We start from the raw sequence: 1,131 nt of genomic DNA, 5'->3' as shown, positions 1-1,131 counted from the left end.
TTGGCGTGTTGTGTTTAAACCGACTACGTAAATCTTGTACTATGAACCAACAGCCTGTCGCATTAACCGACGGTGAGTTTGACTTGCTGTGGGTACTCGCCACTCATGCCGAGAAAACCTTGTCGCGTGAATGGCTCACCAAAACGTTACGCGGGATTGAGTACGACGGTACAGATAGAACCATTGACAACCGCATCGTAACGCTTAGAAAGAAATTGGGTGACGCGTCCTGCTCACCTCAAAAAATCATTACGGTACGCGGCAAAGGCTACCTACTAATGCCGGATGCATGGAACGCATAAATGAGAAGGATATATCTAGAGAGCTTTTTAGGTCTGATCATTCTTTTTCTCGCCAGTCTGAAAGGTTATGAGCTCATCGTGTATGAGCTCAATACTGATTATGACTACCTACTTCAAGAACACAGTTCGCAAGCTTTCTACGATTTACTCTCCCCTATCTATGAAGAAAAAGGGCTTGAATACACCAAAAGCGAGCTAGAAAAGTTTGCCACGGCAAGCCATCGATTGTTGCAACCTCACACCATGGATGAGCTCCCTCCTGAGGTGAAGGAAGTGTTCGATGAAGATCCTACCGCTAACATCGCCTTTGATGATGAACGGGATTTTTGGTTTCGCTTCGACGAGAGCACTCCCTTTTTCAAAATTAGCGATAACCCGAATAGTCCTATCATTCAAGCCGTCAATTTCGACGACAACATGGTATGGATATTCTTCATCGCTGGTTTCGCGCTTTACTGTGTTTTGCTGATCTGGTTTTTAAGCCGCAGAATTCGTGAACTAGAAAGAGTCACCGTCGAATTTGCGTCTGGTAATTTCAAAGCACGCGCAAGCACGGCCAGCGCCAAATCGGTTGGCACATTGAACAAAAGCTTCAATAACATGGCCGATAAAGTCTCTCGACTCATTACCAGCAATAAAATGCTCACCAATGCGGTTGCTCACGAGCTACGCACACCAATTTTTCGCTTGCAATGGCAGGCTGATTTACTCGCCGACTCCTCTCTAAATGAACAACAGACAAAGTACGTAAATAGCATCGTTGAAGACATTGATGAGATGGAAGAAATGGTCGAAGAACTCCTTTACTACGCAAAAATGGAGCGCCCAG

Annotated in this window: 2 protein-coding genes; both read left to right on the top strand. The window is 45.4% G+C overall.

Features of this window, described 5'->3' with window-relative positions:
- Nucleotides 1-302: winged helix-turn-helix domain-containing protein (locus R7P67_RS25730; RefSeq protein ID WP_318086438.1), on the top strand; the 302-nt coding region annotated here is incomplete at its 5' end.
- Nucleotides 303-1,131 (top strand): histidine kinase dimerization/phospho-acceptor domain-containing protein (locus R7P67_RS25725; RefSeq protein WP_318086437.1); only part of this gene is annotated, 829 nt, incomplete at its 3' end.

Source organism: Vibrio sp. Vb0937 (genome assembly GCF_033338855.1).
Note: the sequence above shows the minus strand (reverse complement) of the source record. Positions and strands in the feature narration are given on the sequence as shown.